The 22574-nt window shown below is 68.6% G+C and carries 20 protein-coding genes; 8 read left to right on the top strand and 12 right to left on the bottom strand.

Annotation, left to right across the window (positions count from 1 at the left end):
• Positions 1 to 446 precede the first annotated feature (446 nt).
• Entirely contained in the window at positions 447 to 950 is a 504-nt protein-coding gene (locus tag AB4Z37_RS31205; RefSeq protein WP_441520595.1) for an RNA pyrophosphohydrolase, read from the bottom strand.
• Positions 951 to 1083: 133 nt separating this feature from the next.
• On the opposite strand from AB4Z37_RS31205, the gene AB4Z37_RS31210 reads away from it, so the two are divergent.
• Genes AB4Z37_RS31210 through AB4Z37_RS31235 form a run of 6 tightly spaced genes read left to right on the top strand, consistent with a single transcriptional unit; the run spans position 1084 to position 6150 of the window.
• Entirely contained in the window at positions 1084 to 1875 is a 792-nt protein-coding gene (locus AB4Z37_RS31210) for an energy-coupling factor ABC transporter ATP-binding protein (RefSeq protein ID WP_441520562.1), read from the top strand.
• Positions 1872 to 2483, top strand: a complete 612-nt coding sequence (locus tag AB4Z37_RS31215; protein WP_441520563.1) for a CbiQ family ECF transporter T component — start codon at positions 1872 to 1874, stop codon at positions 2481 to 2483. The genes AB4Z37_RS31210 and AB4Z37_RS31215 overlap by 4 nt, the downstream gene beginning before the upstream one ends.
• Positions 2484 to 2493: 10 nt before the next feature.
• A complete protein-coding gene (locus AB4Z37_RS31220; protein ID WP_441520564.1) occupies positions 2494 to 3048 on the top strand; it encodes a biotin transporter BioY in 555 nt (184 codons plus the stop codon).
• Entirely contained in the window at positions 3045 to 4529 is a 1485-nt protein-coding gene (locus AB4Z37_RS31225; protein WP_441520565.1) for a class I adenylate-forming enzyme family protein, read from the top strand. The genes AB4Z37_RS31220 and AB4Z37_RS31225 overlap by 4 nt, the downstream gene beginning before the upstream one ends.
• Positions 4526 to 5668, top strand: a complete 1143-nt coding sequence (locus AB4Z37_RS31230) for a thiolase family protein (RefSeq protein ID WP_441520566.1) — start codon at positions 4526 to 4528, stop codon at positions 5666 to 5668. The genes AB4Z37_RS31225 and AB4Z37_RS31230 overlap by 4 nt, the downstream gene beginning before the upstream one ends.
• Positions 5665 to 6150, top strand: a complete 486-nt coding sequence (locus AB4Z37_RS31235) for a MaoC/PaaZ C-terminal domain-containing protein (RefSeq protein WP_441520567.1) — start codon at positions 5665 to 5667, stop codon at positions 6148 to 6150. Before AB4Z37_RS31230 ends, AB4Z37_RS31235 begins: the two co-directional genes overlap by 4 nt.
• On the opposite strand, the gene AB4Z37_RS31240 is transcribed toward AB4Z37_RS31235, so the two are convergent.
• Entirely contained in the window at positions 6114 to 7376 is a 1263-nt protein-coding gene (locus tag AB4Z37_RS31240) for an MFS transporter (RefSeq protein WP_441520568.1), read from the bottom strand. The genes AB4Z37_RS31235 and AB4Z37_RS31240 overlap by 37 nt on opposite strands.
• 71 nt (positions 7377 to 7447) lie before the next feature.
• Here AB4Z37_RS31240 and AB4Z37_RS31245 point away from each other — a divergent pair, with 71 nt between their 5' ends.
• Positions 7448 to 8386, top strand: a complete 939-nt coding sequence (locus AB4Z37_RS31245; protein ID WP_441520569.1) for a LysR substrate-binding domain-containing protein — start codon at positions 7448 to 7450, stop codon at positions 8384 to 8386.
• A gap of 231 nt (positions 8387 to 8617) precedes the next feature.
• Here AB4Z37_RS31245 and AB4Z37_RS31250 read toward each other — a convergent pair whose 3' ends face one another.
• From AB4Z37_RS31250 to proB, 9 genes are all read right to left on the bottom strand, one after another.
• Complete coding sequence (locus tag AB4Z37_RS31250) at positions 8618 to 9124, bottom strand: RNA pyrophosphohydrolase (RefSeq protein WP_441520570.1); 507 nt, start codon at positions 9122 to 9124, stop codon at positions 8618 to 8620.
• A gap of 87 nt (positions 9125 to 9211) precedes the next feature.
• Positions 9212 to 10432, bottom strand: a complete 1221-nt coding sequence (locus tag AB4Z37_RS31255; RefSeq protein WP_441520571.1) for a divergent polysaccharide deacetylase family protein — start codon at positions 10430 to 10432, stop codon at positions 9212 to 9214.
• A gap of 143 nt (positions 10433 to 10575) precedes the next feature.
• Positions 10576 to 11931 (bottom strand): S41 family peptidase, encoded by a 1356-nt coding sequence (locus AB4Z37_RS31260; protein ID WP_441520572.1) that lies wholly within the window; start codon positions 11929 to 11931, stop codon positions 10576 to 10578.
• Positions 11928 to 13403 carry a murein hydrolase activator EnvC family protein gene (locus AB4Z37_RS31265; protein WP_441520573.1) on the bottom strand — a complete coding sequence of 492 codons (1476 nt, stop codon included), beginning with the start codon at positions 13401 to 13403 and terminating at the stop codon, positions 11928 to 11930. Before AB4Z37_RS31265 ends, AB4Z37_RS31260 begins: the two co-directional genes overlap by 4 nt.
• Positions 13404 to 13414: 11 nt before the next feature.
• Positions 13415 to 13897, bottom strand: a complete 483-nt coding sequence (gene rlmH / locus AB4Z37_RS31270; RefSeq protein ID WP_441520574.1) for a 23S rRNA (pseudouridine(1915)-N(3))-methyltransferase RlmH — start codon at positions 13895 to 13897, stop codon at positions 13415 to 13417.
• A gap of 147 nt (positions 13898 to 14044) precedes the next feature.
• Entirely contained in the window at positions 14045 to 14401 is a 357-nt protein-coding gene (gene rsfS / locus AB4Z37_RS31275; protein ID WP_441520596.1) for a ribosome silencing factor, read from the bottom strand.
• 131 nt (positions 14402 to 14532) lie between these two features.
• On the bottom strand, positions 14533 to 15186 hold the full coding sequence (locus AB4Z37_RS31280; protein ID WP_441520597.1) for a nicotinate-nucleotide adenylyltransferase: 654 nt from the start codon (positions 15184 to 15186) through the stop codon (positions 14533 to 14535).
• Positions 15187 to 15227: 41 nt separating this feature from the next.
• On the bottom strand, positions 15228 to 16538 hold the full coding sequence (locus AB4Z37_RS31285) for a glutamate-5-semialdehyde dehydrogenase (protein WP_441520575.1): 1311 nt from the start codon (positions 16536 to 16538) through the stop codon (positions 15228 to 15230).
• 143 nt (positions 16539 to 16681) lie between these two features.
• Positions 16682 to 17815, bottom strand: a complete 1134-nt coding sequence (gene proB, locus AB4Z37_RS31290; RefSeq protein ID WP_441520576.1) for a glutamate 5-kinase — start codon at positions 17813 to 17815, stop codon at positions 16682 to 16684.
• A 347-nt stretch (positions 17816 to 18162) separates the two neighbouring features.
• Between proB and AB4Z37_RS31295 the strand changes: the two genes are divergently transcribed.
• The gene (locus AB4Z37_RS31295; protein WP_441520577.1) at positions 18163 to 20247 is read left to right on the top strand and encodes an ATP-binding protein; all 2085 of its coding nucleotides are present in this window, start codon (positions 18163 to 18165) and stop codon (positions 20245 to 20247) included.
• Between the two features lie 13 nt (positions 20248 to 20260).
• On the opposite strand, the gene AB4Z37_RS31300 is transcribed toward AB4Z37_RS31295, so the two are convergent.
• Positions 20261 to 22546, bottom strand: coding sequence for a transglycosylase domain-containing protein (locus AB4Z37_RS31300; RefSeq protein ID WP_441520578.1), 2286 nt, complete (start codon positions 22544 to 22546; stop codon positions 20261 to 20263).
• Positions 22547 to 22574 lie beyond the last annotated feature (28 nt).

Raw genomic sequence — 22574 nt, forward strand, 5'->3', positions numbered from 1 at the left:
GGCTTTCCCTCCCGACGCTCCTATGTGGCTCCTAGCCCACAAGGCCGCACTTCCGCAAAGTGGCCTGAAAACGAGCTAACCTACTGTCCCATATACGGTTTCAAGCTCTGCGTGATTTGCACGAAGGACTTGACACCAGAACTTTTTTGCTTGTTGGCGCTTCAGAGGCTCACGCGAAGAGAAGCCGATGAGCCCGGCTGCTGGCAGAGACACGCGGCGCTTCGGTAGTTTCAGCGTCATCACCGGGCCGGCGCGCAGCGCCGTGACAGCCCAAGTCGGATGTTTTCGATCTGGGCCTTTCACAAACGCAACTCGGCACAGCCGAGTAGCGTTACGCCGCAAGGAAGCTGGATTGCCGGCCCGGCAATGACGCAGCGGGTGTGGCTGGCGCCCGGCCGGGCATGGCGGAGAAAGCCGATATTTCCGGCGCTTCAACAGTCCGCTTTTCAGGCAGGGCGCGCGAAAGGCGCGAACTCCGCGGCGACGGCAGTGTAGATGTCGCGTCGGAACGGCACCACCAGCGCGGCGATGCGATCGAGGCGCTCCCAGCGCCAGGTATCGAACTCCGGCGGCTGGCCGTTGCGCGGCGACAGCGGATCGATGGCGCGCTCGTCGCCGGTAAAGCGCAGGGCGAACCACTTCTGGCGCTGGCCGCGGAAGATCGACAGGCGATGCGGCGGGCCGTCATAGGGCGGGAAGTCGTAGGCCATCCAGCTGGTTTCCGCGAGAATCGCGGCGTCGACCACGCCGGTCTCCTCCCACAGCTCCCGCTTCACCGCCTCGCGCGGATCCTCATTCGGGTCGATGCCGCCCTGGGGCATCTGCCATTCGAGGCCGGGGTAGATCACCTCGGGTCCGTCGTCGCGAAAGCGCCGCGCGATCAGCACCTCGCCATGGCTGTTGAACAGGGCCGCGCCGACGTTGAGTCGATAAGGTTTTGCATCCGTCATGCTGGTGCCGTGATCTGCCATGATTGGGTTCCCGCGCGCGGCGGCCATGACCTGTTGACGCATGACGGCCGGCGCGCGATCGCCTAGATTGCGCCGCCGTCCGCCCCGGGGGACATGCGGCCACGAGGATCCGTTGAAGCTGTTCGAGGCCATACGACCAAAGCGCTCCGCCGCTGTCCAGCCCGCTCCCGCCACAGCGGCGGATGCTCCGACGGCGCGCGGCCTTTGTTTCCGCAAGGTCAGCTTCGCGCGCGACGGGCGATCCGTATTCGAGGATCTGTCGCTCGACCTGTCGCAGCGGCGCATCGGCCTCGTCGGCGACAACGGCTCGGGCAAGAGCACCCTGCTGCGCCTCGCCAACGGCCTGCTGCGCGCCGATCAGGGGGACGTGGTGATCAACGGCCGTCCCCTGCGGGGCCGCGATCTCGCCGACGGCGTCGGCTTCGTATTCCAGAATCCCGACCACCAGATCATCTTTCCGACAGTGGGCGAGGAGATCGCCTTCGGCCTCACCGAACGCGGCGCCAGCGCCGCAGATGCACGCCGCGCCACTGACGAGCTGCTAGCGCGCCATGGCTGCGCGGGCTGGCGCGAGCGCGCCGTCCATGAGTTGTCCGAGGGCCAGAAGCAGCTCGTCTGCATCCTTGCGGTGATTGCGCCCGCACCGTCGATTCTGTTGCTCGACGAGCCGTTCGCGAGCCTCGACCTGCCGACCCGCCTGTCGCTGTCGGCGCGGCTTGCGCAACTGCCGCAGCAGATCGTGATGGCGAGCCACGACCTCGACCTGCTGCACGACTTTGATCGGGTGATCTGGCTCGACCGCGGCACGGTGCGCGCTGATGCGTCGCCCGCCGAGGTGCTGCCGCTCTACCGCGCCCATGCCGCCGCGCGCGGCGCGGTTTTGCTGGAGAGCGGCGCGGCATGATGGGCGGCTACCTCGCGCGCGACACCTGGCTGCACCGGCTGCCGGCAGGGCTGAAACTTGTCGCGCTTGCCGCGGTCAGTCTCGCGCTGCTGCCGGTGCAGGACTGGCGGTTGCTGGCGCTGTGCCTTGCCGCGCTGGTCGGGCTCTATGCCGCGCTCGGGCGCGCGGCGCTGCAGCGGCTCGGTCTGTTCCGGCCGCTGCTGCCATTGCTGGTGATCGTCGGTGGCCTGCAGGGGGTGTTCAATCAGTGGCAGGATGGCGCCGTGGTGGTGCTGCGTCTCTTGGTGATGGTGCTCGCGGCCGATCTCGTCACCATGACCACCACCATGACGGCGCTGATGGATGCGGTCGAGCCGCTGTTCCGCCTGCTGCGTCCGTTCGGCGTCAATGCGCGCAAGATCGCGCTCGCGGTGGCGCTGGTGCTGCGTTTCATTCCGGTGCTGCTCGCCAACTGGCGCGCGCGCGAGGAAGCATGGCAGGCCCGCTCGTCGCGGCGGGTGCCGTTGCGCATCGTCGTGCTGTTCCTGGCCGAGACCCTGCGTCTCGCCGATCATGTTGCTGAAGCCCTCGATGCGCGCGGCTATGGCCGGCCGCATCGTCCGTCCTGAGGAGCGCCGCATGGAAACCCGTGCCATCGTCCGTATCGCCCTGTTTGCCGCGATGATCGCGGTACTCGGGCTGTTGCCGACCTTCCACCTGCCGATCGCGAGCGGCGTGCCGATCACTGCGCAGACCCTCGGCGTAATGCTCGCCGGCATCGTGCTCGGCCCGCGTCATGGTACGCTGGCGGTGCTGCTGCTGATCTTCGTGGTGGCGCTCGGTGCGCCGTTGCTCGCCGGCGGCCGTGGCGGCCTTGGCGTGTTCTTCGGCCCCTCGGTCGGCTTTCTGCTCGGCTGGGTGCCGGGCGCCTTCGTCACCGGCGCCGTGATGCGGGCGCTGCCGCGCCTGCCTGTGTTTGCCGCGGCGCTGATCGCCGCGATCATCGGCGGCGTGGTCGTCGTCTATGCCTGCGGCGTGGTCGGATTGATGGTGATGGCCCGGATGGCTGCCTGGCAGGCGCTACTGGCGACAGCGGTGTTCATCCCCGGCGATCTCGTCAAGACGGTCGCGGCTGCGGCGCTCGCACAAGCGGCGGCGCGCAGCTACCCGGCCGCCCTGGGGCGCGGCGCGTGAGCGTGACGGCGGCGCTGGCGAGCCATGCCGCCCGCATGCCGCAGCGCGATGCCCTGGTGTTCGAGGACCAGCGGCTCACCTCGAGTGTGCTCAACGGCGTGATCAATCGTTTGGCGGCGTTCGTCGCGGCCGCCACGCCGCCGGCGTCTGGCGTCGCGCTGCATCTGCCCACCGGACCGGCGCTGGCGCTGCTCGTGCTCGCCGTGGCGCGCGCCGGACGCGAGGCGCAGGTGCTCGATCCGCAATGGCCGGCGGCGATGACCCGCGCGACACTGGCGCAGCTCGTGCCGGCCTGGACCGTCAGCACCGATGCCGGCCTTGCCGGAGCCGGCGTGACGGTCCTCGATGATCCCTTCATGCCCGCTGCAGAGCTGTTGTCCGTGCTTGGCGCGCCGGCTGATGTTCCGGTCGTCGCCGAGCCCGATGATCTCCTGCCGTTCTATGTCGGCTTCACCTCCGGATCGACCGGCGAGCCCAAGGGCTATCGGCGCCATCACCGCTCGTGGTCCGAAAGCTTTCGCCATGATGCCATCGAGTTCGGCGTCGGTGCCGACGATGTCGTGCTCGCACCGGGCACCCTGACCCACTCGCTGTTCCTGTACGCCTTGATGCACGGGCTGCACGCCGGCGCACGGGTTGTGCTGTGCCGTCGCTTCCGGCCTGACGCCGTGGTGCGGCTGATCGAGGAGGAACAGGCGAGCGTGCTCTATGGCGTGCCCACCCAGCTTCAACTCATCGCCGATGCCGCGGGGGATCGCGCGTTCTCCTCTCTCCGCTGGCTGCTGTCGTCCGGCGCCAAGTCGCCGCCGGCGTTGCGCGCACAGTTGCTGTCGCGGTTTCCGCAGGCGCGGTTCGCCGAGTTTTACGGCGCTTCCGAAACCAGCTTCATGACGGTGGCCAAGGCCGAGGACGATGTGCCGGAGGGCTCGGTCGGCCGGGCGTTCTCGGGCGCGACCATCACCATCCGCGACCGTGCCGGGCGCGCGCTGCCGGCGGGCCGCGTCGGCTATGTCTTCGTCACCAGCCCGTTCCTGTTCATGGCGTATGCCTGCGGCGAGGCGGCGGATCTGCTGCACCACGGCGATGCGATTTCGGTTGGCGACATCGGTTTCCGCGATGGGCGCGGCTTTCTGCATCTGGTCGGTCGCGCCGGCCGCAAGATCGTCACCTCCGGCAAGAACGTCTATCCCGAAGAGATCGAACGGGTGCTCGAGCGCCATCCGGCGGTCGCGACGGCGGCGGTGCTCGGCATCGACGATGCGCGACGCGGCGAGCGCCTGGTCGCGCTGCTGCAGCTCCAGCCTGATAGTGCGGTCGTGGCCGCGGACCTGATCGCGCACGCGCGGCGCGCGCTGCCGCTCACCAAGGTGCCGCGGATCTACGCCACAGTCGCCGACTGGCCGCTGACGCGTTCGGGCAAAACCGATTTCGAAGCGCTGCGCGTGATGTTTCGCACCGGTGCAGCCGTGAGGCTGTCGTGAGCGCGGTGTTCATGGCCGCGGCCCGGCGCACGGCGGTGGCGCCGCGCGGAGGCGCTTTCGCACGCATCGAGGCGGCCGATCTCGCCGATGCCGTGCTGCGCGCGGTGTGTGCCGACACCGGCGTCGCTGCGACCGATATCGACGAGGTGATGCTCGGCAATGCGCTCTATGGCGGCGGCAATCCGGCGCGCGTCGCGGCGCTGCGCGCCGGCCTGCCGGAAGAGATGCCGGCCTCGACTATTGACACCCAGTGCTGCGCAGGCGTCGACGCCATCCTGCTCGCGGCGGCGCGGATCCGTGCCGGCGACGCGGATGTGATCATCGCCGGTGGTCTCGAGAGCTTCAGCCGCGCGCCGGTCCGCGCGCATCGTCCGCTCGACGCCACCGCAGCGCCACAGCCCTATGAGCGGCCGCCATTCACGCCCTGGCCGTCGCGCGATCCCGACATGATTCCGGCGGCGGCGCAGCTTGCGGCCGAGTGGGACATTGCACGCGCTGCGCAGGAGGCGTTCGCCGTCGACAGCCACCGCAAGGCACTGGCACGCGGCCCGGCGGCGGGAGAAATCGTGCCGGTCGCCGGGCTTGCGAGCGATGCGTTCACGCGGCGGCTGTCCGCGGGGCTCTGCGCGCGCCTGCCCGTGCTCGCCGGCAGCGCCAGCCATGGCGTGACCGCGGCGACGGTTGCGGTGGAGGCCGATGCGGCGGCGGCGGTGCTGCTTGCGTCGGAGGCCGGCTTGCGGCGTCTGCATCCGGCCGGGCGCGTAATCCGCGTCATCGGCGGCGCCCGGCGCGGCGGCGATCCCGAGCGGCCCGGCGTCGCGCCGATCGCGGCCGCGCAGGATGCGATGCGGCGGACAGGCGTGACGTTGCCGGAGATCGCGTTGGCCGAGATCATGGAAGCATTCGCGGTGCAGGCGATGATCTGTGCGCAGGAGATCGGTCTCGACCCGGTGCGGGTCAATCCCGGCGGCGGCGCGCTGGCGCGCGGCCATCCGATCGGTGCGTCGGGCGCCATCGTCGCGGTGCGGCTGTGGCACGAGCTGCAGGCGGCGCCCTCCGGCGCCGTGGCGCTGGGCGCCATTGCCGCTGCCGGAGGCCTGGGATCGGCGGTGCTGCTGCGTGCGGAGGGTGCGCCATGACGTTGCGCGTCGCCCGCGCGGCCGATCTTGTGGCGCATGTCGGCGTGGCGCTGCCCGCGAGCGAAGCGTTCGCGGTGTCGCAGGACGAGATCGACCGCTTCGTCGCGCTCAGCGGCGATCGGCAATGGATCCATTGCGACGTCGCACGCGCCGCCACCGAGCTGCCGGGCGGCCGCACCATCGTGCCGGGCAACCTGCTGCTCGCGCTGTTGCCGCACCGGCTGCTGCAGGTCTATGCAGTGGTCGACTTCGGCCGCTGCCTGACCGCCGGCTATCGCGAGATCCGTTTTCGCCAGCCGGTGGCCGTGGATACCGTGCTGGTGCTGCATGCAGACATCCGGTCGGTGACGTCGGCGCGGCGGTTCGTGCGGGTCGAAACACAATGCCGGCTGATCGCGTCAGGCGCGGAGCATTCCGCGCTGACGGCGATCGTCACCGACCTCTATTACGACACGGACGAAACGCCGCCGCGATTGGCCTGATCGATGCGCCAGGCTGCGTGGGCCGGCAGCATCGCCGCCAGCACGGCGATGCCGGCGACGAGGAAGATCGTCTGATAGCCGGTGGTCGCGGCGATGACGCCGCAGATCGGCGGGGTGATCAGCGCGGCGAGATCGTAGGAGCCGTCATAGAGGCCGATCGCGGAAGCGGTCTGGGCGCGCGGCACGGCGCGGATCGCGGGCAGTGCGAGCAGCGGATAGGTCAGCGACATGCCGAAGCCGCTGAGTGACGCAGCGGCGATCGCAAGCCATGGCACCGGCGCGACCCACAGCACCAGCAGGCCGCCGGCGAGCGCGGCCAGCGACAGCAGGATCGGGAGCGACCCCCGCGCGCGGTCACTGATGTCGCCGAACAGCACGCGGGCAGCCACGAAGGCGGTGACGAACGCCGACAATGCGATGTCGCCGCCGCTCCAGCCGCGCGTGACAAAGGCGAGCACCGCGAACGAAGTCACCGCCGAGTAGCCGGTCGCGGCGAGGCCGAATCCAAGGCTCGGCCGCCAGATCGCCCGGGCGATCTGGCGCAGCGACGCTGGCGTTGCGTCATCGTGGTGGATCGGGGCGGCAGGTGCGAATGCGGCGATGACGAGGCCTGCGAGCGGCGCCGTCATGGTCAGCAGCGCGGCAACCGCGAAGCCGTTGGCGGAGACGGCCGGCGGAAGCGAGGCCGCGAGGCTGCCGGCCATGCCGCCGAGCGCGGTGCCCGCGGCGATGCCGACAAACATCGCCATGCCGATCCATGAGATCGCGCGGCCGGCCTGGTCGAAGCTGACGAGGTCGACGGACCACGCGGTGCCGCCGGTGAACAGAAAGCCCTGGCCGATGCCCATGGCGACCCGGCCGACGAGGATCAAAGCCAGTGCCCCGATCGGACCGAGCGGCAGCAGCCCCGCCAGCAGGTAGAACAGCCCCGAGATGGCGGCCGCGACGAGCCCGAGGATCACGGCGCGGCGCGTGCCGCGGCGGTCGGCGATGCGGCCGACCGCGGGGCGGGTGATCAGCGTGACCAGCGCCTCGGTTGCCAGCACGAGGCCCGCGATCACGGGGCCGAAGCCGAGGGCGCGGTCGACTTCGACCGCCAGCACCACCATCGGCGCGCCCAGGCTCATCAGCCCCAGCATGATCACCAGCCCCGGCAGCAGAAGCGTTCGCTGCAGCGATACGGGGCGGGCGGTGACTGCGGTGTCGGCGGGAACTGGCTGGAGCATGGCAGGCGGCTTTTCTTGGCAAACGGGAGGCGCAATAGACTCTCTATCTCTTTGGATTAGAATGTGGCCGAATGGCCGATCAAAACGGACAAAAGCTCCGCAATCTCGATGCCCTTGGCGGGGTCGCGGCCTTCGTACGGGCGGCGGAACAGTCCAGCTTCGTGGCGGCCGGACGCCTGCTTGGCATCTCCGGCTCGGCGGTCGGCAAGGCGGTGGCCCGTCTCGAGGCCCGGCTTGGGGTGCGGCTGCTGGCCCGCACCACCCGCAGCGTCACGCTCACCGACGCCGGGGCGGTGTTTTACGAGCGCGCCCATCGCATCCTCGAGGACCTCAGTGAGGCCGAGCAGGTGGTGATGGAGCGGCGGGAAACCCCGCGCGGCCGGCTACGGGTGTCGTTGCCGCACAATGTCGGTCGCCTCATCCTGTTGCCCTCGCTCGCGACCTTCGTCGAGCGCTATCCGGAGATCGAGCTTGACATCCAGCTCGAGGATCGCCTGGTTGATATCGTCGGCGACGGCATCGATGTCGTCATCCGCACCGGAGAGCTCGCCGATTCGACGCTGATCGCGCGGCGCCTCGGTCCGCAGCACTTCGTCGTGTGTGGATCGCCGGCTTATTTCGCGCGGCACGCGCCGCCGCGGACGCCGCATGATCTCGCCCGCCATCGCTGCATTCATTTCCGCTTTCCGACCAGCGGGCTCACGCAGTTCTGGTGCTTTCGCGATGCCTATGCCCAGACGCCGATCCCGGCCGGGCTGACCTTCAACAATTCCGACGGCATCGCCGGCGCGGTGCTGAGTGACCTTGGCGTCGCACTGCTGCCGGTGTTCGTCGCCCGTCCGCTGATCGAGAGCGGCGAGCTGCGCGCCGTGCTGACGGACTACATGGCGCCGCGCGGCAGCCTGTGGCTGGCGTGGCCGGGCAACCGCCATCGCAACCCGGCGCTGCGCGCCTTCGTCGATTTCGTCGTCGCGCACCTGCCGGAGGAGGCGCTGGAGCCGATCGTGTAGGCGGTCCTCGAAGGGCGACGACAAACACGAAGGTCAGAGCCTTTTTCAGTCAGGCTCTGCGGCGCTGCGCAATGCGGGCGTCTCGAAGAATGAGGCCAAGGCCTCGCGGCGCGATGCGCGTCGAGGGCCTCATGGTTCGAGACGGCGCTGACGCGCCTCCTCATCATGAGGGGAGAAGCCGCATGAGGAGAGATGTCTGACGGCTAGCGGTTCAGCGCGCGCGTATCCCGCTCAGTCCTTCGCGGCGAACGGCTTGAACTCCTGCACGACGCGCTCATAGACCGGGCGCTTGAACGGCACGATCAGTTCGGGCAGGTTGCGCATCGGCTCCCAACGCCAGGTGACGAATTCCGGCTTGTGGCCGCCGGCAGGACTCGTGACGTTGATCTCGCTGTCGCTGCCGGTGAAGCGCATGGCGTACCATTTCTGCTTCTGGCCGCGGTAGCGGCCCTTCCAGGCGCGGCCGGCAATGGTGCGTGGAATATCGTAAATCAGCCAGTCGGAGATTTCGGCGAGTTTCTCGACCGAGCGCGCGTTGGTTTCCTCATAAAGCTCGCGCCGTGCGGCGGCCCAGGTGTCCTCGCCGGGATCGACGCCGCCCTGCGGCATCTGCCAGACGTGATTCTCGTCGACATGCTCGATGCCGCCGGCGCGCCGACCGATGAACACCAGCCCCTTGTCGTTGATCAGCATCACGCCGACACAGGTGCGATAGGGCAGGTCATCGTAGTGCGCCATTCGGATTCAGCCTTTTGTCGTTGGAGTCGCCACTGGCGACTCTTCGGGACCTCTCGTCGTGCGGTCGCCCGCGGTGGAACAGCGGGATCAGCTCGATTTTGATTTGAGCATCGCGGTTGTCAACGGCACAAGCAAAATCCCACGACCTTCCAGGGTCTTCGCCCAGGTGTTGATGCGTTCCACCGAGATCGGCAGCGCCGAGGCGATGCCGATGGCGACGCCGCGTTCCCGGGCGAGGCTCTCCAGCCGGCCGAGCGCGCGGTCGATCTCGGCGGCGGACGGCACGGCGTCGATGCTGGCATCGGCCCGCGCAAAGGGCAGCACGGCGTTCTCGGCGGCCTGGGCCGCGACGCTGCGCGGCGAGGAGCCATCGTCGAGATAGGACAGGCCGCGCTTGGCGGCTTCCTTGAGCAGCGGCTGCATCACCGCATCGGTGGCGACAAAGCGCGCGCCCATGAAATTGGCGAGGCCGACATAGCCCTGGATCCGGCTGAGATGCCAGTACAGGCGGTCGAGGTTCTGGTCCGGCGGCAGCGAGGTCAGCAGCGTCTGCGGGCCGGGATCGTTGTCGGGATAGTCGAACGGCTCCATCGGAACCTGGAGCAGCAGCTCGTGCTTCTGCGCCCGGGCCCGTTCCGCGAGCTTGGCGGGATCGGCGCCATAGGGTGTGAAGGCCAGCGTCACGGCGCCGGGCAGCTTGACGATGGCGTCAGCGGTCTTGGCCGCACCGACCCCGAGCCCCGTGACCACGATGGCGATGCTCGGCATCTTCGCCGCCCGGGCGCGGTCGGCGTCGGTGCCGGCACCATAGGCACGGAACGGCTTCAGGCCGTCGGCCACCACGGGGATGAGGCCGTGGCGGGACTTTTCCAGCAGTCGCGGATTGATGCCCGGGGCGACCACGAGAGGGATGGCGTCGCCATCACCGCCGGGCTCGCCGGTTCCGACCACCACATCGCGGCGCGCGCCGTTCGAGCCGTCGATGATCGTGATGGTCTTCTGGCCGGGGGCCGGCTCGGCGGGTTTGGCCGCTGTCGCAGCCTCGTGCTTGGCGGGCTCCGCCGGGGCGGCCGCCGCGGCAGGCGCCTTGGCCGGCTTGTCGCCGGGCAGCGCTGCCGGATCATAGGTCAGGCGCACCAGCGGCTCGCCGCCGAGCGGGTTGTCGTTGAACAGCGCAAAGCCGGCGAATGTCACCAGAAACAGGCCAAGCCCGATCGCAAGCACCTGGGGCGGCGTCACGGGCAGGCGGAACCGCCGTTTCCGCGCCGGGCCCTGCCCCAGAGGTGCGCTCAGGTCGTCGGTGGTCACGGCCCTTCAATCCCGCGAATCAGTCTGCCGACACTACCACGATCGCCGGAGGCGCTCGCCCGATAAGGCCTGCAAATGGAAAGGGCGGCCCGACGGCCGCCCTTGGATCTGGGAAATTGGATCTCGGAAACGCGGCGAACCGCTCAGTTCGCCGCCTTGGTGGCCGGGGTGTTCGGCGTCGGGGTCGCGGTGTTGGAGGCGTTGACCTTGATGCCATGCAGCAGGTCGGTTGCCGACTTCAGCGCCTTGTCATCCTTGGCCTCCGGCGGCACGTAGGACTGCGATCCGGTCTCCTCCTGGCCATCGGCCTTGAGGTGGCCGCGCAGCGACGCCTCGCCCTTGGTGTCGGTGCGCGACTTCAGCTCGTCCGGCACGTCCTGCATCACCTCGATGTCCGGGATGATGCCCTTGGCCTGGATCGACTTGCCCGACGGCGTGTAGTAGCGCGCCGTGGTCAGCCGCAGTGCGCCGTTGCCCGAGCCGAGCGGGATGATGGTCTGCACCGAGCCCTTGCCGAACGAGCGGGTGCCGAGCAGCGTCGCCCGCTTGTGGTCCTGCAGCGCGCCGGCGACGATTTCCGAGGCCGAGGCCGAGCCGCCGTTGATCAGCACGATCAGCGGCTTGCCCTTGATCAGGTCGGCGGTCTTGGACTTGGCGGTGCGGCGCTGGGTCTCTTCGGCGTTGCGGCCGCGGGTCGAGACGATCTCGCCGCGATCGAGGAACGCGTCGGACACGGACACCGCCTCTTCCAGCAGGCCGCCCGGATTGTTGCGCAGGTCGAGGATGAAACCCTTGACCTTGTCGGCGCCGATCTGGCCGGTGAGGTTGGTGATCTCGCGCTTGAGGCCTTCGGTGGTCTGCTCGTTGAAGGTGGTGATGCGGATGTAGCCGATATCGCCATCCTCGACGCGGGCGCGAACCGAGCGGACGCGGATGTTGTCGCGGGTCAGCGTCACCTCGATCGGCTTGTCAGCGCCCTTGCGGATGATCTTGAGCTTGATCTTGGTGTTGACCGGGCCGCGCATCTTCTCGACGGCCTGGTTCAGGGTGAGGCCCTGCACCGCTTCGTCGTCGAGGTTGGTGATGATGTCGTTGGCGAGGATGCCGGCCTTCGAGGCCGGGGTGTCGTCGATCGGCGACACCACCTTGATCAGGCCGTCCTCCATGGTGACCTCGATGCCGAGGCCGCCGAACTCGCCGCGGGTCTGCACCTGCATGTCGCGGAAGCTCTTGGCGTCCATGTAGCTGGAGTGCGGGTCGAGGCCGGACAGCATGCCGCTGATGGCGGACTCCACCAGCTTGCTGTCATCAGGCTTCTCTACATAGTCGCTGCGCACGCGCTCGAAGACGTCGCCGAACAGGTTGAGCTGGCGATAGGTGTCGGACGAGGCGGCCCGCGCGCTCGATCCAACCATCACAGCGCGCGGCTGGGTCATGAAAAGGGTCGCTGCCGCGCCCGCCGCCGCACTGAGAAGAACCAGGGAAGTCTTGCGCATCATCCGCGAACCTTTTCGCCTTCACTTGCGGCCCACCATGGGCCTGGATCGATCGGAGTCCCGTCCTTGCGGAACTCGACATACAGTACGGGCTGACTGGAGGCAGTCGCCAGGATCGACGCGACCTGGGACGTCGTCCCCATCGTCGCCACCGGCTCACCCGTCAGTACGAACTGGCCGATATTGACTGAAATCCGCTCCATCCCGGCAATCAGGACATGATACCCGCCGCCGGCATTGAGGATCAAGAGTTGTCCATAGCTGCGGAACGGGCCGGAATAAACAACCCAACCATCACACGGGGTTGTGACCTGGGCGCCGGGTTTGGCTGCCAAAGAAATGCCTTTTTCCAGCCCGCCGGCGCCATCGGATCCGCCGAAATCGCGGATCTTGGTGCCGTTGACCGGGAAGGACAGCAGCCCCTTGGCCGAGGCGAAGGCGATCGCCGGGCTGAGCCGTCCGGGGTCCTTCAATGCGGCGAAATTCGGCTTGCCGTTGACCGTGGGCGGCGCGCCCTGCTGGCTCGCCGCGGCGGCGGCCTTGGCGGCGGTCTTGAGGTCCTGCTCCATCCTGGCGATCAGGTCCTGCAGGCTCTCGACCTGCCTGGACAGCGCGAGCGCGCGCTGGCGCTCGGCCTCCATGTCTCTTTCCGCGGTGCTCTGCTGCTTCTGTCGCTCGTCGATCAATGCGGCCAGCCGGGCCTGGTCGGTGGTGAGCTTGTCGCGGTCGGCGGCGAGCTGGTCGCGCTCGTCGCGAATCGACTTGCGCAAGCCCACGAGCTCGCCGAGATCGGTTACCAGCGCATCGGCGCGGGCGCGCATCTCCGGCACGACGGCGCCGAGCAGCATCGCCGTGCGCAGCGACTGCAGCGCGTCTTCCGGCCGCACCAGCAGCGCCGGCGGTGCACGCCGGCCGGCGCGCTGCAAGGCTGCGAGCACCTCGACGATCTCCGAGCGGCGTGACTCCAGTGAGGCGCGAACGCGCTGCTCGCGTTCATCGAGCGGGCGCAGCCGGGTCTCAGTGTCGGCCATGCGGCCCTCGATGCTGCGCACCCGCGCAGCGATATCGATCAGCTGCTGGTTGAGCTTGCCGCGGTCCTGGCCGATCGCGGCAATGTCGGCCTTGAGCTTCTGCTGCAGCTCTTCGGAATTCTTCTGCTGGGTTCGCGCCGCGTCGAGCTCCTGCGCGCGCTGCTTGATTGTGTCCTCGGACAGCGCGCCGCCGGGAGGCTTGTCCGCCGGTGCGGCGGCGACGTCGGCAGGCTGCGGCACGGGCGCCGTCTGACCGGCCGGCGCCGGCGTCCGCTGGCCGGCGGTGGTCCGCGCCTTGGTCGGGGATGTCGTGGTCTGCGCGTCGGCGGCCGGAAGCGTAACGCTCGATGCCAGGATTGCGGACAATGCAAACATCAGCGCCGGCGCGGAGGCCGCGCGTCGCCAGCGTTCACGTTGCACCACAGCGTGTCCGGTCAGGTTCATGGTCGAGCGCGTCACGCGCGATGATAGGGGTGACCGGCCAGGATGGTCGCCGCCCGGTAAATCTGTTCCAGCAGCATGACCCGGACCATCTGGTGGGGCCATGTCGCCGCTCCGAAAGCAATCGTCAAATCAGCCTTGCGCCGCAATTCAGGCGAAAGTCCGTCCGCGCCGCCGATCACGAATGCCGTCTGGGCGGTCTGGCTGTCCCGCCAGGTGCCTAAATGGCGGGCAAAGGTCGCGCTGTCGAGGCTCTTGCCGCGCTCGTCCATCAGCACCAGCGCCGAGCGTTCCGGGATGGCGGCGGCGATCGCCGCGGCTTCCTCGGTCATGCGGGTAGCAGCGTCGCGGGCCCGGCTTTCGGCGAGCTCGACGATATCGAGGCCGCGGAAACCGAGCTTGCGGCTCAAATCCGTGAAACGGTCGCGATAACGCTCCGCCAGCTCCCGTTCGGGGCCTTGCTTCAGTCGGCCGATGGAAACGACGAGGATGCGCATGCACGAATCATGACAGGCGAGGGTTGCGGCCACCTAAAGCCGCTCGCCATCTCCAGCGCAACCGGTGTCCCCCGCGCCTCGCAGGTTCGTGCACAGTTCGCCGCATATGCGGCGAACCCGTGCAGCGGGACGTCAGTTGAGCGAACGTCAGCTCTTGCGCGCTGCCTTCTCGCCCGCGGTCAACATCTTCTCGAGATTGTAGAACTCGCGGACTTCCGGTCTGAACACGTGGACGATCACGTCGCCGGAATCGATCAGCACCCAGTCGGCGTTCTGCAGGCCTTCGACATGGATGTTCTTGATGCCGGCTTCGCTCAAGCCCTTCATCACGTTCTCGGCGATCGCGCCGACGTGCCGGTTGGCCCGGCCCGAGGTGACGATCACAAAGTCGGTGAGGGGGGATTTGCCGCGAAGGTCGATCGTGATCGTTTCTTCCGCCTTCATATCGTCGAGGCGGGAGAGGATCAGGTTCAGGGTCTCGTCGGCGTCAGGTCGCGCCTTCAGGACCGCAACGGGCACAGGGTTTGTTCTCGCCCGGGACAATACAGATGTGGTCAGGGACCATTCCTTTCACTGTATCGCGAGCACCGAATCCGGTGCCCGGTGATCATAGTAAGCGGGTTGCGTTAACGCTTTCAATCGTCCAGTGGTCGCGGTGCTTCGGCATTCTCGTCAGTGTTGCTTTTCCAGCTGCCGTCGTGGTTCCGCAGCGCCGTCGACGACAGGTTCAGTTTCAGGCCGGTCAGAAAGGTCCACGCCGGCGCGCGGCGGGTGGCGAGCAGCCCGGCGCTCTGCTCACCGATGCGATATGGGGCGAGGGCCTGTGCGGCGGGAGAGGCCAGGGCGCGAATACTTTGCGGGGCGCGATCGATCACGGCGATGGGAACCTGGCCGGCGATCAGCTGCCAGTTTCTCCAGCGATGGAACTGCGCGAGGTTGTCGGCGCCCATGATCCATACGAAGCGAACATCGGCGCAACGGCGGCGCAGATACGCGATAGTGTCGGCAGTGTAGCGCGTGCCAATGACAGCTTCGAGACATGTCACGTCGATGCGTGGATCGTTCGCCACCGCCTGCGCCGCCGCGGCGCGCGCGTTCAGTTCATGCAGCGCGCTGGTGTCCTTGAGCGGATTGCCGGGCGTGACCAGCCACCACACGCGGTCGAGCCGCAGCCGCTTCATGGTGAACAGGCTGATGGCGCGGTGGGCGGCGTGCGGCGGATTGAACGAGCCGCCGAGCAGGCCGATGCGCATGCCGGCGGCATGCGGCGGCACCGCGCGTTCGTCCATGGCGCTGTCGATCTCGGCGGTCGCGCGCTGCGCGGGCGTGGTCACGGGCGGGTCTGTCCCGTGCCGTGGATGCGGTACTTGAAGCTTGTCAGCTGCTCGGCGCCGACCGGGCCGCGCGCATGGAATTTGCCGGTGGCGATGCCGATTTCGGCGCCGAAGCCGAACTCGCCGCCATCGGCGAACTGCGTCGAGGCGTTGTGCAGCACGATCGCGGAATCGACCTCATCGAGGAATTTCGCGGCGGCCTTCGCGTCCTCGGTGACGATCGAGTCGGTATGGTGCGACCCGTAGCGCTCGATATGGGCGATCGCGTCGTCGACGCCGTCGACCAGCTTCACCGCGATGATGGCGTCGAGATATTCGGTCGCCCAGTCCTCGTCGGAGACCTGCGTCACGCGCGCGTCGGCGCGCTGCACCTCGGCGTCGCCGCGCACCTCGCAGTGCGCGTCGAGCAGCATCGACACCAGCGGCTTGAGATGGCTGGATGCAGCGGCGCGCTCGACCAGCAGCGTCTCGGCGGCGCCGCAGACGCCGGTGCGGCGCATCTTGGCGTTGAGCACGATCTGCTCCGCCATGGCGAGCGGCGCGGTGTGGTCGACATAGACGTGATTGATGCCGTCGAGATGGGCGAACACCGGCACGCGTGCCTCGGCCTCGACACGGGCGACGAGGCTTTTGCCACCGCGGGGCACGATCAGGTCGACATTGCCGTCGAGGCCGCCGAGCAGCAGCCCGACGGCGGCGCGGTCACGGGTCGGTACGAAGCTGATGGCTGCTTCCGGCAGGCCCGCCTCGCGCAGCCCGGCGACCAGGCAGGCGTGGATGGCGCGGCTCGAGCGGAAGCCGTCCGAGCCGCCGCGCAGGATCACGGCGTTGCCCGATTTCAGCGACAGCGCGCCGGCGTCGGCGGTCACGTTGGGGCGGCTCTCGAAGATCACAGCGATGACGCCAAGCGGCACCCGCACGCGCTCGATCACCATGCCGTTGGGGCGCTGCCAGCTTTCAGTGACCTTGCCCACGGGATCGGCAATCCCGCGCACCACCTCGATGCCTTCGGCCATCGCGGCGATGCGCGCCTCGGTGAGCACCAAACGGTCGATGAGGGCTGTGCTGAGGCCATTGGCGCGCGCGTCTGCGACGTCCTCGGCGTTGGCCGCAAGGATCTGCGGCGTCGCATTGCGGATCGCCTGCTCCATCGCCGCGAGCGCACGGTCCTTCTGCTCGGCCGGCGCCAGCGCCAGCACCCGGGCGGCGGCCTTGGCCTTGCGGGCGAGGTCGCTCATCAGGGCCGGCAGGTCCTGAGTTCCCTGCTGGTCCTGGGAAGGGGCAACGGCTGTGAGGGACGCGGTCATGGAAAATCCGGGTTTTGGATAAGGTGCTGTTCTAGCACCTCAATTCGGGAATCGCGAGGGTTTGGGCCGCATTGCTGTGATGCAGCGGCCTGCGCCGGTCGGCGACTCGGCCACTGGCCGCGCGCAGGTTCCTTCCGGGGGCCTCAGTCGCCGTGCTTCGGCCCGATCACCAGGTCGTCACGGTGGATCATCTCGGCGCGGCCGGAAATGCCAAGGATCGCCATCACTTCCGAGGACGACCGGCCCTTGATCTGCTCGGCGTTGTCGGCGTCGTACGCCACCAGCCCGCGGCCGATCTCATGGTTGTCCGGGTCGCGCACGATCACGGCGTCGCCGCGGGCGAACTGGCCGTCCACCCGGATCACCCCGGCGGGCAGCAGGCTCTTGCCGGCGCGCAGCGCCGCCACAGCACCGGCATCGATGGTCAGGGTTCCCTTCGGTTCCAGCGACCCGGCGATCCAGCGCTTGCGCGCCGTCACCGGGTTGGCCGGGGTCAGGAACCAGGTGCAGGGCCCGCCATCGGCGACCCGCCGCAGCGGGTGGTCGACCTTGCCGGAGGCGATCAGCATATGGGTGCCCGCGGTGGTCGCGATCTTGGCGGCCTCGATCTTGGTCGCCATGCCGCCGCGCGACAGCTCGGATTCGGCGGCTCCCGCCATCGCCTCGATCTCTGCGGTGACGCTCTCGACCAACGGGATCAGCCGGGCGTTCGGGTTGGCCCCCGGCGGGGAATCGTACAGGCCATCGATGTCGGAGAGCAGCACCAGGAGGTCGGCACTCGCCATGGTGGCGACACGAGCCGCCAGGCGGTCGTTGTCGCCATAGCGGATCTCGTTGGTGGCGACGGTGTCATTTTCATTGATCACCGGCACGGCGCGCCATTCCAGCAGCTTGCCGATGGTCGAGCGGGCGTTGAGGTAGCGCCGCCGCTCCTCGGTGTCCTGCAGCGTCACCAGGATCTGTCCGGTGCCGATGCCGTGGGCGCCGAGCACTTCCGACCAGGTGCGGGCCAGTGCGATCTGGCCGACGGCGGCGGCGGCCTGGCTTTCCTCCAGCTTGAGCGGACCACGCGGCAGCTTCAGCTTGCTGCGGCCGAGGGCGATCGAGCCCGATGACACGATCATGACGTCGCGCCCGTCGCGATGCAGCGCCGCCACGTCGGCGACCAGCGCGGCGAGCCATGCCTCGCGCACCCTGCCCTCGGCGGAATCGACCAGCAGCGACGATCCGACCTTGACGACGATGCGACGGAAATTCTTCAGCTCGGGACGGGACATGATCGCTGGCTTGGGGTCCTTGTCACGGGGAGGCGCGGGGCCGGCTCTGGGGACAGACGCGGCTGCGGCCCTGACGGCCCGTCACATCGCACAAATCCCTGTCACAGGACGCCCGGTTTGGCAATTGCGGCCGGCGGGCGAGACAGCGTGACGATACCACCGCCTGCGCCACTGTCGCCCGGCGCGGCCATCCACCAGAGGGAGCGCTTTGCGGCGCTGTCCAATTCCCTTACGCTGGCTGGGATCGTGAGCCCCGGTCGTCGGGGGTCGTTGCGCGCACGGACTGAATGCCAAACCGGGATAGGGCACCCCTCCGCTTCCTGAAGCTGACCGTAGCCGCGTGCTTCGTGGTCCCGCTGCTGCTGTTTTTGTACGTGGCGCTGCTGGAATGGCGCAGCGCATCGCGCCAGGCCGACGAGCGCCTCGAGACCAACCTGAACATCCTGCAGGAGCATGCCCTCAAGGTGTTCGAGACCATCGAGCGCTCGATCGCCGAAGTCGACGAGATGGTCGACGGCCTGTCGGACGAGGACATGATCAAGCGCGAGGCGCAGCTGCATGCCCGCCTCGGCAAGATCGCGGCGACGCTGCCGCAGATCGACGCGATCTCGATCGTCGGCGCCGACGGACGGTTGCGGGTGTCGACCTCCGGCCTGCCCGCGGTGCAGCTCGACTGGTCGCAGCGGGACTATTTCAAGGCGCTCGCCGCGTCCGATAGCGGCACCTATATCGGCCAGGTGCTGACCCTGCCGGGTGGCGAGCGGCCGCAGTTCAACGTCGCCCGCCGGCGGCGGACCGAGAACGGCAAGTTCGACGGCGTCATCGTGGCTTCGGTGCCGCCGTCCTACTTCGACGAATTCTACGGCCGTATCATCGACATCACCTCCCACGGCACCGCGATGCTGCTGCTGCGCGCCGACGGCGCCGTGCTGGTGCGCTATCCGGTGCCGCAGGACTTGGCGAGCAAGCTGCCGTCCACGGCGCCCTTCACCAGCCAGATCGCGCACTCGCCCGAGAAGGGCTCCTATAGTGGCGTATCGACCTTCGATGGCGAGCCGCGGCGGGTGGCCTACCGGCGGCTCGCGAACTATCCGCTCTATGTGCTGACCAGCGTGTCGGAAGCGGCCGTGCGCTCCGACTGGCTGACGTTCCTCGGCACGCACATGATCTTCGGCGTGCCCGCGACACTGCTGCTGATCGCGATCAGCTGGCTGGCGCTGCGGCGGACGCGGGCGCTGTATGCCGAGATGTATGCCCGCGAGCGGGTGGAGGGCGCGCTGCGGCAGTCGCAACGCCTCGAGGTGATCGGCCAGCTCACCGGCGGCATCGCCCACGACTTCAACAACCTGCTGATGGTGGTGATCGGCGGCGCCGACCGGCTGCGCCGCGACCTCACGGAGCCGAAGCAGATCAAGACGCTGGATATGATCACCGCCGCCGCCAAGCGCGGCGAGAACCTCATCCGCCACCTGCTGACGTTTGCCCGCCGCCAGGCGATCACCCCCGCCACTGTCGACGTCGCGCGCTTCCTCGGCCAGATGGAGGACGTGCTGCGCGGCTCGATCAAGGGCGATATCGCGCTCAGCGTGCTGCCGCCGCCGCAGCCATGCTTCGCGCGGGTCGATGCCGGCGAGCTCGAGCTGGCGCTGCTCAATCTCGCGGTCAACGCCCGCGACGCCATGCCCAATGGCGGCCGGCTGACGCTGTCGGCCGCGCCGACGACACTGTCGGGCGATCCGAAATTCGACGGGCTGACCGGCGATTTTGTCGCGTTCCGGGTCATCGACAGCGGCGAGGGCATGCCGCCCGAGGTGCTGGCGCGGGTGTTCGAGCCGTTCTTCACGACCAAGCCGCCGGGACAGGGCACCGGGCTCGGCCTCAGCCAGGTCTATGGCTTCGCCAAGCAGTCCGGCGGTGCCATCACCATCGACACCGCGCCCTCGCTCGGCACCACCATCACGCTGGTGATTCCGCGTGTCAGCCAGATCGCGGCGGCGGCCGCGCTTCCTGCCGGCGACGACAGGGGGATGGCCGCCCAGCCCCAGGCGCTCACGGCCAAGGTGCTGCTGGTCGAGGACAGCGAGGAGGTGGCGCAGGTGTCACGCGAGTATCTCGAGCGCCTCGGCCACAGCGTCGTCACCGTCACCAACGGCGTCGACGCGCTGGCGGCGCTCAGCAATGTGCGCGGCATCGACATCGTGCTGTCGGACATCGTGATGCCCGGCGAGATGGACGGCCTCGACGTCGCGCGCAGCATGCGCACGCTGTTTCCCGGCATCCCCATCATCCTCGTCACCGGCTACAGCGCCAGCGCCAACGCCGCGCGCCGCGAGGGGTTCGCGGTGCTGCGCAAGCCCTACAACGCCAGCCGCATCGCCAAGGCGATCGAGGCGCACCTCGTCAAGCGCACCCGGGCGACTGCGAACAACTGAAGGCGAAGGGGCGTCAGCGCCGGCCGCCGAACAGGCGGTCGACCAGCCAGCCATCGAGGCCGGCGGCCGCCTCCGGGCGGGCCGAGGTCTGCGTCACCGGTGGGCGCGGGTTGGTGCCGGCCTGCGGTGGTGGTGCATAACCCGGAGACGATGTCTGTGGCGCGGGCGGCGCGCTCGGCTGCGCTTGCCATTGCGGCTGCTGAGGCTGCGGCGCCGGTGTCACCGGCGCCTGCGATCCGCCTCCGAACAGGCCGCTGAGGCCGGCGAACAGGCTGCGGTCGGAATTGGGCAGCGTCGCCACCGGCACGTTCTGATGGGCGGTGCGCATGAAGCGCGTCCACACCTCCACCGGCAGGCCGCCGCCGGTGGCTTTCTTGGTCGGCGAGTTGTCGTCGTTGCCGAGCCAGACGCCGGTGACGAGGTTGGCGGTGAAGCCGATGAACCAGGCGTCGCGGAAGTCCTGGCTGGTGCCGGTCTTGCCGGCAGCCTGCCAGCCGGGCAGCTCGGCCTTGCGCGCGGTGCCCGTCAGCAGGGTCTCCTGCATCATGGCGTCCATCATCGCCACATAGCGCGGCTCGATCACCTGGTTCGGCGGATCGACCGCGCGGGCGTACAGCACCTTGTTGCCCTCGGTGGTCCTGATCCGGCTGATGACATGCGGCGACACGCTGTGACCGCCATTGGCGAACGGCGCATAGGCGCCGACCAGCTCGAGCACCGAGACCTCGGAGGTGCCGAGCGCGATCGACGGGTTGGCGTCGAGCTTTGAGGAGATGCCGAGCCGGTGCGCTGTGCGCACCACGTTCTTCGGCCCGACCTCGAGGCCGAGGCGCACCGCGACGGTGTTGAGCGACATCGCCAGCGCCTGGGTCAGCGTGACGGCGCCGAAATATTCGTGGGTGTAGTTTTCGGGTTTCCAGCCCTTGATGTCGAGCGGGGCGTCCTGGCGAATGGTCTCCGGCGTCAGGCCCTGTTCGACGGCGGTGAGGTAGACGAACGGCTTGAAGGCCGAGCCCGGCTGGCGCTTGGCGGTGACGGCGCGGTTGAACTGGCTGTCGGAATAGTTGCGGCCACCGACCATGGCGCGCACGTCGCCATTCGGCGTCATCGCCACCAGCGCGCCCTGCGAGACGTTGAACTTGACGCTCTTCGCGGCGAGCTCGTCGATGATGGCCGCTTCCGCGACGCTCTGCAGCTTGGGATCGATGGTGGTCTCGACGGTGATGTTGTCGTCGATCTGCCCGACAAGGTCGTCGAGCACGTCGGCGACCCAGTCGGCGACATAGTTGACGGTGCCGGCACCCGCCGGCTTCACCGCGTAGGACGGATGACCGAGATTGGCGGTGGCCTGGGCCGCGGTGATGAAACCGGCGTCCGCCATGGCGGCGAGCACAGTCTGGGCGCGGCGCTCGGCGCCTTCCGGATTGCGATTGGGTGCCAGGCGCGACGGCGACTTGACGAGGCCGGCCAGCATTGCCGCTTCGGCGACGGTGACATTGCGCGCGGACTTGCCGAAATAGCGTTGCGCAGCCGCCTCGACGCCATAGGCGCCGGAGCCGAAATACACCCGGTTCAGATAGAGCTCGAGAATCTCGTTCTTGGAGTGCTTGCGCTCCAGCCAGATCGCGAGCTCCGCCTCCTGCAGCTTGCGCTGCATGGTGCGCTCCTGGGTCAGGAACAGGTTCTTGGCGAGCTGCTGGGTCAGCGTCGAGCCGCCCTGTGACACGCCGCGATGCAGCAGGTTGGTGACCGCTGCGCGCAGGATGCCGACGGGATCGACGCCGAAATGCGAGTAGAACCGGCGGTCCTCGATGGCGATGAACGCCTTCGGCAGGTAGGGCGGCAAGTCCTTCAGCGCGACATTGGCGCCGGCCATTTCGCCGCGGGTGGCGAGCATGCTGCCGTCATTGCCGACGATCTGGATGGTGGGGGGGCGCTTGGGGATTTCCAGCGACTGGATCGGCGGCAGGTGCGCCCCGATATAGATCACGAGGCCGACGACGCCGATCACCGCCCACAGGCCGAGCACCGCGCCCCAATAGATCAGGCGACCGATCCCGAACGTGCCGCGGCTGCGGTTCGCCTTGCCGCGCGTTTTGCTTTTGACTGGGCGGCGCGGCGGCGGCTCATCGGGCTCGTCGTCGACGTCGACAGGGGCGGCCTTGCGGCGTTTGGGCGCGGCTTTGGGCTCGGCGACGCGGACGCGATCGTCCTCGCCGAGGCGCAGGTCGACCAGCGACGAGCTCGGCCCGAACCGAGGCTCGCGGCGTCCCTCGCCGTTTCGCCGTGAAGATCCCATCCGCAACGCTACCCACGCACGCCTGTCC

This window comes from Bradyrhizobium sp. 2TAF24 (genome assembly GCF_052115025.1).
GTDB lineage: Bacteria > Pseudomonadota > Alphaproteobacteria > Rhizobiales > Xanthobacteraceae > Bradyrhizobium_A.

Coding starts and splice junctions, on each gene's coding strand:
- AB4Z37_RS31205 (WP_441520595.1), bottom strand. CDS start 950: ATGACGGATGCAAAACCTTATCGACTCAACGTCGGCGCGGCCCTGTTC.
- AB4Z37_RS31215 (WP_441520563.1), top strand. CDS start 1,872: ATGATGGGCGGCTACCTCGCGCGCGACACCTGGCTGCACCGGCTGCCG.
- AB4Z37_RS31220 (WP_441520564.1), top strand. CDS start 2,494: ATGGAAACCCGTGCCATCGTCCGTATCGCCCTGTTTGCCGCGATGATC.
- AB4Z37_RS31235 (WP_441520567.1), top strand. CDS start 5,665: ATGACGTTGCGCGTCGCCCGCGCGGCCGATCTTGTGGCGCATGTCGGC.
- AB4Z37_RS31240 (WP_441520568.1), bottom strand. CDS start 7,376: ATGCTCCAGCCAGTTCCCGCCGACACCGCAGTCACCGCCCGCCCCGTA.
- AB4Z37_RS31245 (WP_441520569.1), top strand. CDS start 7,448: ATGGCCGATCAAAACGGACAAAAGCTCCGCAATCTCGATGCCCTTGGC.
- AB4Z37_RS31250 (WP_441520570.1), bottom strand. CDS start 9,124: ATGGCGCACTACGATGACCTGCCCTATCGCACCTGTGTCGGCGTGATG.
- AB4Z37_RS31260 (WP_441520572.1), bottom strand. CDS start 11,931: ATGATGCGCAAGACTTCCCTGGTTCTTCTCAGTGCGGCGGCGGGCGCG.
- AB4Z37_RS31265 (WP_441520573.1), bottom strand. CDS start 13,403: ATGAACCTGACCGGACACGCTGTGGTGCAACGTGAACGCTGGCGACGC.
- rlmH (WP_441520574.1), bottom strand. CDS start 13,897: ATGCGCATCCTCGTCGTTTCCATCGGCCGACTGAAGCAAGGCCCCGAA.
- AB4Z37_RS31280 (WP_441520597.1), bottom strand. CDS start 15,186: ATGGACGAACGCGCGGTGCCGCCGCATGCCGCCGGCATGCGCATCGGC.
- AB4Z37_RS31285 (WP_441520575.1), bottom strand. CDS start 16,538: ATGACCGCGTCCCTCACAGCCGTTGCCCCTTCCCAGGACCAGCAGGGA.
- proB (WP_441520576.1), bottom strand. CDS start 17,815: ATGTCCCGTCCCGAGCTGAAGAATTTCCGTCGCATCGTCGTCAAGGTC.
- AB4Z37_RS31300 (WP_441520578.1), bottom strand. CDS start 22,546: ATGGGATCTTCACGGCGAAACGGCGAGGGACGCCGCGAGCCTCGGTTC.